General features: G+C 35.9%; 7 protein-coding genes. 6 read left to right on the forward strand and 1 reads right to left on the reverse strand.

What is annotated here, in order from left to right; all coding sequences use genetic code 11:
* Nucleotides 1-71: 71 nt before the first annotated feature.
* Complete coding sequence (locus V7014_RS04390) at nucleotides 72-2,918, reverse strand: YhgE/Pip domain-containing protein (RefSeq protein WP_335504560.1); 2,847 nt, start codon at nucleotides 2,916-2,918, stop codon at nucleotides 72-74.
* 289 nt (nucleotides 2,919-3,207) lie between these two features.
* On the opposite strand from V7014_RS04390, the gene V7014_RS04395 reads away from it, so the two are divergent.
* The 6 genes from V7014_RS04395 (at nucleotide 3,208) to V7014_RS04420 (ending at nucleotide 8,543) form a co-directional block, all read left to right on the forward strand.
* The gene (locus V7014_RS04395; RefSeq protein ID WP_335504562.1) at nucleotides 3,208-4,140 is read left to right on the forward strand and encodes an ABC transporter substrate-binding protein; all 933 of its coding nucleotides are present in this window, start codon (nucleotides 3,208-3,210) and stop codon (nucleotides 4,138-4,140) included.
* A 117-nt stretch (nucleotides 4,141-4,257) separates the two neighbouring features.
* Nucleotides 4,258-4,605, forward strand: a complete 348-nt coding sequence (locus V7014_RS04400; protein ID WP_335504564.1) for a hydrolase — start codon at nucleotides 4,258-4,260, stop codon at nucleotides 4,603-4,605.
* 309 nt (nucleotides 4,606-4,914) lie between these two features.
* Nucleotides 4,915-5,865 (forward strand): ABC transporter permease, encoded by a 951-nt coding sequence (locus tag V7014_RS04405; RefSeq protein ID WP_335504566.1) that lies wholly within the window; start codon nucleotides 4,915-4,917, stop codon nucleotides 5,863-5,865.
* The gene (locus V7014_RS04410) at nucleotides 5,858-6,805 is read left to right on the forward strand and encodes an iron chelate uptake ABC transporter family permease subunit (RefSeq protein ID WP_335504567.1); all 948 of its coding nucleotides are present in this window, start codon (nucleotides 5,858-5,860) and stop codon (nucleotides 6,803-6,805) included. The genes V7014_RS04405 and V7014_RS04410 overlap by 8 nt, the downstream gene beginning before the upstream one ends.
* On the forward strand, nucleotides 6,802-7,560 hold the full coding sequence (locus tag V7014_RS04415; protein WP_335504570.1) for an iron ABC transporter ATP-binding protein: 759 nt from the start codon (nucleotides 6,802-6,804) through the stop codon (nucleotides 7,558-7,560). The genes V7014_RS04410 and V7014_RS04415 overlap by 4 nt, the downstream gene beginning before the upstream one ends.
* 20 nt (nucleotides 7,561-7,580) lie before the next feature.
* On the forward strand, nucleotides 7,581-8,543 hold the full coding sequence (locus V7014_RS04420; protein WP_335504571.1) for a siderophore ABC transporter substrate-binding protein: 963 nt from the start codon (nucleotides 7,581-7,583) through the stop codon (nucleotides 8,541-8,543).
* The last annotated feature ends 85 nt before the right edge of the window (nucleotides 8,544-8,628 follow it).

Genomic DNA, 8,628 nt, shown 5'->3' on the forward strand with positions numbered 1-8,628 from the left:
TTTATCTCAGTCGAAGGGCGAAAGAAGATACGGAGCAAAACGGGCGCTTGCGCTTTTCTAATTATATAGCCTTAAGCTTCAAGTGATGCTTCAGATCCTGATTTCCTTGCGTGAATTATAGCAACAATGGCAATAAGTATTGCCGCGATAATAAGATAGATAAATAATGTGGTAATGCTTCCCCAAGCAGAGCTTGTATTATCCAATGATATGAGTGATCTAAAGCTATCGATGGAGTGTCGCATTGGTAAGAAATTGCTTAAGTTTCGTAAGTTTTCTGGTAGCATTTCAACCGGAAGGCTTGACCCTGTTGTTGAAAGCTGAAGAACTACGAAGATAACAGCAATAAAGCGACCTATGTTACCTGCTATTGCTACAAGGAAGAATATTATGGCTAGGAATGTGATGCTAGCTATGATTGAGAATAGTATTAATAAGAAACCGTTCATAACGCTTAATTTAATAAAGAATAATGCAAATGTACTCATGACCACTGCTTGAATGGCTGCAAATCCGGCCATTTTTGCAAATAAGGTTCCGTACCATTTTGCACTTGAAACATTAAGATCTTCAGGTTTACGTACATCAAATAACAGTATTAATGCTAATGCACCTACGAAAAGAGCAAGAGAAAGAATATATGGAGCATTGGCATATCGATAGAATGGGAATGTATTAATTGCTTTACCTTTCAATTCAACAGGGGAAGAGAACTGTGTAATGTTCTTATCTGTTGCATGAATAGCGCTTACTTGATCAGCACCACCTTGTAAACCTGTTGACAATTCCTTACTACCACTTTCAATTTGGCTAATACCGTTATCAACTTTCTGCACACCTTCTGTTAATGCACCCCATCCTGTTTTTACAGTTTGGTTTCCAGCATTGACTTGAACCATGCCGCTGTTTAATTGTCTAGCACCAATCGTTAACGCATTCCAACCAGCTTTTACAGTTTGATTTCCAGCATTGACTTGAACTATGCCGCTATTTAATTTTCTAGCACCGAAAGTTAATGCACTCCAACCTTTACTTACTGTTTTGTTACCGGAACTAATCGTTGTCATGCCACCATTAATTGTAGCAACAGATTTAGTTAAAGTACCCCAAGCTGTATTGAGGGAAGCGTTTCCATTAGCGAGTGTAGTAGCTCCAACTGTAACTTTACTTGCTCCAGCATTTAGTTGTGTAGCACCATCGTTTAACTTTGATGCACCTGGCTCTAGTTGGCTTGCTCCAGCATTTAATTGTGTAGCCCCAGCGTTTAATTGTGATGCACTAGGCTCTAATTGGTTTGCACCATCAGCTAATTGATCAGCTCCGGCTTCTAATTGACCAGCTCCAGAAGCTAGTTGTCCAGCACCTTGAGTTACCTGTGTTTGCCCAGCAACTAATTTGTCAATCCCAGCATTTAATGTTTGTGCACCAGGTGATGCTTTTGCAAGTCCATCAGCAACTTGGCTAGCGCCAGCTTTTAAAGAACCTGCGTCTGTTGCCAGCTTATTGAGCCCAGCTGATACGGATTTGCTTCCTTGCAATAGCTTTTGGAATTCAGGACTATTGTTTAGAACTGGACCTAGTTCAGGGTGATTAGCTAATTGTTCTAAACCAGAAGTTACTTGATTTGCTCCAGAAGCTAGTTGCCCAGCACCTGAGTTAACAGCTGTTACACCATCAGCTACTTGTTTACTTCCTGGAGACAATTTAGTAAGTGCTTGAGATAGTTCACCACTTCCAGATTGAGCTTGTTTTAAACCTTCTAAAACTTGTGATGAACCAGATTGTAAAGATTTCGCACCAGTTGCAAGTCCTTTAGAGCCAGTTACAAAGGTCTTTGCACCAGTAGCAAAAGATTTCGCTCCTGTAGCAAAAGATTTCGATCCATCAGCGAAATTTTTAGATCCTGATGTGAAAGTTTTTGCTCCCGTTGCAAAAGTTTCAGCGCCAGTGGCTAAACCTTTCGCGCCAGTAGCTAAACCTTGTGAACCCGCTGCTAAATCTTTCGCACCAGTGGCTAATTTGTTTACGTTGCTAGAACCATCTTGCATGGCTTTTAATAATTGTGCTGTACCATTTTGCAGTTGTGCACTTCCTGCAGCTAACTTATTGATGTCACCTGATTTTGATTCGAGTGAATGTAAGAGAGTGCCAGTACCAGCTTTTAATTCTTGTGTACCAGCGGCAAGTTTTGAAATATCACCCGATTTTGACTGAAGAGATTGTAGGAGAGTGCCAGTACCAGCTTTTAATTCTTGTGTACCAGCAGCAAGTTTGTTAATATCGCCTGATTTTGACTGAAGAGATTGTAGAATTTGCCCCGTTCCTTTTTGAAGAGCAACAGAACCTTTGTGAAGCTTAGTAGAACCATCGGCACCATCTTTGAATCCGTTTGCAACTTGTTCTAGTTGAGCAAACATATTCTTGGCATATGTTTCAGTAATCTTGTTAGCCAATTGTTCACGAATTCTTTCAGTTGCACTTTTTGTTACTTGAGCCGCCATAAAATGCAGCCCTTCATTTTGTGTGTACGTTAGTTCTGGTATTTTGGGATTCTTTGTTAATACCGTTGTTACATCTTGAGAGAAATTTTCCGGTATTTCAATCACCATGTAATACTTTAAATTTTTTATTCCTTTGTCAGCATCTTCTTGGTTGACGAAATGCCACCCTAACGATTTGCTCTGCTTTAAGTCAGCTACTAAATCTTCCCCAACATTAATTGGGTCGTTACCAGACATGGCGCCTTTGTCTTTATTGACCACTGCTACTGGTAAGTTCGACAAGTTGTCATAGGGACCCCATGATGGAGTTAGTATAATGGCTGCGTATATCAGCGGAACAAGTAATACAGCAATTAGGGCTATAAACACTCCTTTCCTCTTTTTTAGTCCTGCTAATGACGTAGCAAATTCGTTCATACATAACCTCCATTTAGTTAGAGTGATAAAGCAACAGGAAAATGAATGGTCATTCATTTCAACTGTTAATTGTATATATTCTTACAAATGTAAAAAAATCCTTCTTTTAACATTAATAAATTTTTAATTTTTATGAATCATTTTTACTAGTCATAAAAAACTACGTTAATGGATAAAAAACTTTTTTCGCAATCTTCATATTCATCTTCCAAAGTTTCACATTAGTATAAGTACGAATGTTACTATACAATAAGGTCAATGAGTTATTTTAGAAGAGGTTGACTTTGTAATGAATTTAAAAAATTATGCATGGATAATCATGCTTGTATGTATATGTTTAATAATGAGTGCTTGTAATAATAATAAAGAAGAGAGTCAAGAAGAAATCAAGCTAGAGAAGGCTACATTTGCTTTTGAAGCAGATAATGGATCAGTTGAAGTACCAAAAGATCCGAAAAAAGTAGTGGTATTGTCATCAACTTATGTTGGCTATCTTTTGCAGCTAGGAGTTAAACCTGTAGCAGTACCTAAATTAGCATTTGATAATCCTTATTTCAAAGGAATGCTTGAAGGAACAGAAGTTGTCACAAGTGATGCAATAGATGAAATCATGATGCTAGAACCTGACTTGATTATTACAGAAACGACAGATAAGAATATACCATTACTCCAAGATATTGCCCCTACTGTGGCATTTGACTGGATCAAAAGAGATTATCTTGAGAAAATGACTGTTCTTGGACAGTTAGTAGGCAAAGAAAAAGAAGCAGAGGCCTGGTTAACAAAGTGGGAAGAGAAAGTAGCAATTAATAAAGAACTTGTTCAGAAAGTTATGCGGGACAAGACTATATCCATCATAGAAAGCAGCTCTGAAGGTGTGCGTGTGTACGGAAATCAAGCTGGACATGGGGGAGAAGTAATTTATGATGCGCTAGAATTGAGAGCTCCGGATCTTGTACAACAAAATATCATTAATCAAGTGGCTGTATTGAAAGTACCTTTGGAAAGCGTTCCTCAGTATGCTGGAGATTATATTTATTATAGTAATCATGCTGAAGGGGATTACCAAGTCCAAAACAGTTCGGTCTGGATGAATTTACCTGCTGTAAAAAATAATCGAGTACTGCCTTTAGATGAACGTACATCTTACTTATCAGATCCAATTACACTTGATAAAGTTATGGACAAAGTTGTAAAAGATTTAACGCAAAAAAGCTTTTAAATGAATGAAAGAAATCTAATCTATAGTTTAGCTGTTATTTCATTTATTTACTAAGAATGTGTAAGGTGTAAAATATGCTCCTATAGTAAATCTTCTTAATAAAGGAGATGATGGACTATGGATGGAAATACAAATATATACTATGTAGATATACAAGGTGGAAAGATCTCAGTGGATGCACCAGAACAAGGCGGACATTTCATTATTCATGCTACTGATGAACAATATGAAGATGTTAAGCAAATTGCAAATGAGCTTTACAACAATGATATGAAAACGTATGTAAGATCCCATATTCCTTTTCTAGAATATCATTATGATGAAGCGAATGATTTGTATGATCAGACTTTAATTCACTTGTATGAAAAGCTTCATGAATTAGGTGATGAGGGAACTCGAAGCCATATTGAATCAATGAATATTTTAGGGAGAAACGAATTGAATAATCTAGATGCTGATGAATAGCATTAGAAAAAAATCGACTGTATTTGATAACGGTCGATTTTTTTGTAGAAAACCAACTAAAATATGACAAAATTATCAATTTAATAGTCTGTTTATTAAAATAATTAAATAATCATTGACAAACAGTAATGATAATCATTATCATTTAATGTGTAAGTTATATTTTCAGTATACACACGTAAAAAATAATGGCTTCGCGATTTACGCTATAGCAGCCTATATTTTTTACAAAAGTAATTGAGAATGATAATCTTTATAGAGGATAAAAAAACGTCATAGTTATGGCAGGATTAGTAAGAGAGGCTACCAATGAAGAAGAGATATTTATTTGTAATGTTAATCATATTATCTATAACAAGCCTTTTCATCGGGGCAACTAATATATCACCATTGGACGTATTCACTCTTACGAAGGAACAATGGGATGTACTGATAATCAGCCGAGTACCTCGGTTAGTGAGTATAATTATAGCTGGTGTTAGCTTAAGTATATGCGGACTTATTATGCAGCAGCTCACTAGAAATAAGTTTGTATCTCCGACTACAGCAGGTACGATGGATTCAGCTCGTTTAGGTATTCTAGTAAGCATGTTACTATTCCCTGCAGCAACAATGCTTACGAAACTAACAATATCTTTTATTTTTGCTTTACTAGGTACGCTTATCTTTATGAAGATCCTCGACAATATCAAATTTAAAGATGCCATATTCATTCCTTTAGTTGGCTTGATGTTCGGTGGCATAATTGGCTCAATTACTACATTCTTCGCTTATAAGCATGACATGATGCAAAGTATGTCCGCTTGGTTACAAGGAAGCTTTGCTGGTGTTATGAAGGGCAGTTATGAGCTGATTTACATTAGTGTGCCGCTTGTGATCATTGCGTATCTCTATGCCAATAAGTTCACTGTGGCTGGCATGGGTGAGGATTTTGCCGTTAACTTAGGTATGAACTATAAGAGAGTTGTGAATTTTGGTCTAATCATTGTAGCAATGGTTACAGCAGTCGTTATTCTAACTGTAGGAAGTATTCCGTTCTTAGGGCTGATTGTTCCTAATATTGTATCTATATATCGTGGTGATCATTTAAAGAATAATTTAGGTCATACCGCCTTGTTAGGTGCTGTCTTTATATTAGGCTGTGATATATTCGGGCGATTAATCATTTATCCGTATGAAGTTCCAATTGGTCTCACTGTAGGTGTAATTGGAAGTGCGATCTTTGCTTACTTACTGATGAGGAGAAAGGCATATGAATGATAAAGCTAGAATTGGAATATTAACAGCAATCGCTATTGCACTTATTGGAATATTTATGTTTACGGATATGGGTAGATTTCCAGATTATGTTCTTCCGAAACGTGGAATAAAGATCTTTGCCATTGTGTTGACAGGATTTAGTATCGCATTCTCTACAGTTATATTTCAAACGATTACGAATAATAGAATCTTGACTCCGAGTATTATTGGGTTAGATTCATTATATATGTTAATTCAAACAGCTCTAATATTTTTATTAGGCTCCACCAATCTCACAATTGTAAATAAAAATATAAACTTTTTAATCACAATTGCGGTGATGGTTATGTTTATAGGTGTTTTGTACCGAATATTATTCAAACGTGAAGGCAATAACTTATATTTCCTTCTGCTACTAGGTCTTATTTTTGGAACGCTGTTTTCAAGTATGTCAACGTTTCTGCAAGTATTAATTGACCCGAATGAATACGCGTCTATTCAAGATAAGATGTTTGCTAGTTTCAATAACGTTGAAACAGATTTATTAACGATGGCCGTTGTTGGAATTATCCTCGTTACTCTATATTCCTTGCGATTTATGAAATACTTAGATGTATTAGCATTAGGGAGAGAAACGGCGATTAATTTAGGTGTGAATTATGATTTTGTGGTAAGACGATTGTTAATAATAGTAGCAATCTTAATATCCATAAGTACAGCACTTGTTGGCCCAATAACGTTTCTAGGCCTTCTTGTGGTCAACGTCGCTTATCAAGTGATTCGTACATATAAGCACTCTTATGTAATTGTTGGATCAATTATTATTAGTATCATTGCTCTTGTTGGTGGCTTATTGCTCGTAGAGAGAGTATTTACTTTCTCAACTACTCTTAGCGTGATTATAAACTTTATTGGTGGAATTTACTTTATCTACCTTCTACTAAAGGAGAATCGCAAATGATTGAAGTATCGAATATATCTAAATTATATGGATCGAAAAACGTAGTAGACAAAGTGTCTATTAAAATCCAAAAAGGGAAGATTACCTCTTTTATTGGACCGAATGGTGCTGGGAAAAGTACGGTATTATCAATGATTAGTAGACTGATTGAGAGAGATTCAGGAGATGTAATCATTGAAGGTAATGATATCGGAAGCATGAAGAGCAACCAGTTAGCTAAAAAGATTTCTATCTTAAAACAATCCAACCATATTAATGTTCGATTAACTGTTCGTGAGCTTGTTTCCTTTGGAAGATTTCCTTATTCCCAAGGTCGTCTATCAAAAGAAGATTGGGATAAGGTAGATGAAGCCATTGCTTATATGGAATTAGGAGAGTTCGAACATAAGTATATAGATCAGCTAAGTGGTGGACAGAAGCAACGAGCTTATATTGCGATGGTTATCGCGCAAGACACAGAGTATATTCTACTCGATGAACCTTTGAATAATTTAGATATGAAGCATTCTGTTCAAATTATGAAAATCTTAAGAAGGTTAGTTAATGAACTGAACAAAACGATCGTTATTGTTATTCATGATATTAACTTCGCTTCTTGCTATTCAGATTATATTGTTGCTTTAAAAGACGGTAAAGTCGTTAAAGAAGGTCCTGCACAGGACATTATTACGTCAGAAGTATTGCATGCCATTTATGATATGGACATCGCAATTCAAGATATTAATTCACAAAAAATTTGCGTGTACTTTACGTAATGGATGAGGAGAAAAGACAAATGAAAAAGTGGTTATTAACATTTATGTTAGCTATCTTCGCAGTAGTTCTAGCAGCTTGTGGAAGTGATGATACTGCGAAAGACGAAGGTAAATCAGGCGATAAGCCAAAAGAAGAAGCAAAAGAAATAACTGTAAAACACAAATATGGTGAAGCGAAAGTTCCTGTAAACCCAGAGAAAGTAGTAGTATTTGATTTTGGTTCACTTGATACAATTCATGCATTAGGAGAAACTGATTCTGTTGCTGCAACAGCTAAAGAAACTCTTCCTCCATATTTATCTGATTTTGATAAAGATAGTGTAGTAAATGCAGGTGGATTAAAAGAGCCTGATTTCGAAGCAATTAATGAAGTTCAACCAGATTTAATCATCATCTCAGGTCGTCAAGCTGACTCTTACGAACAATTCGCAGAAATCGCTCCAACTGTATATGTTGAATTAGATCCAGCTAAATATATGGAATCATTTGAAAGTAATGTAAATATGATAGCTGAAATCTATGGTAAAGAAGATGTAGCAAAAGAAAAGCTTGATGAAGTTAAAGCTTCTGTTAAAGATTTACAAGGTAAAGTAGATCCTAGCAAAAAAGGTCTAATTACATTAACAAGTGCTGGTGAAATCAGTGCATACGGTCCTGGATCACGTTTTGGTATTATCCATGATGTATTCGGAGTTACACCAGCTGATAAAGATATTAAAATAGAAAGTCACGGTAATACTGTAACTTCTGAATATATCTTAGAGAAAAACCCAGACTACTTATTTGTTGTAGACCGTGATAAAGCAATCGAAGAAAGCCATTCAGGTAAAGAAACAATTGAAAATGAGATTGTGAAGAAAACAAACGCATTTAAAGATGGTAAAATCGTTTACTTAGATCCTGAATACTGGTACTTATCAGGTGGCGGAATCGAATCTGTAACTGAAATGGTTAAAGAAGTATCTGAAGGTATCACTAAATAATAATGTGTTCAATGAAAAGACCCCTCTTTTCAACATATAGATAGTTAGTCAAAAACCCATCAGTGTAATGGCACTGACCTAAAAA

The organism is Bacillus sp. JJ722, assembly GCF_036963345.1.
GTDB lineage: Bacteria > Bacillota > Bacilli > Bacillales > DSM-1321 > Bacillus_AD.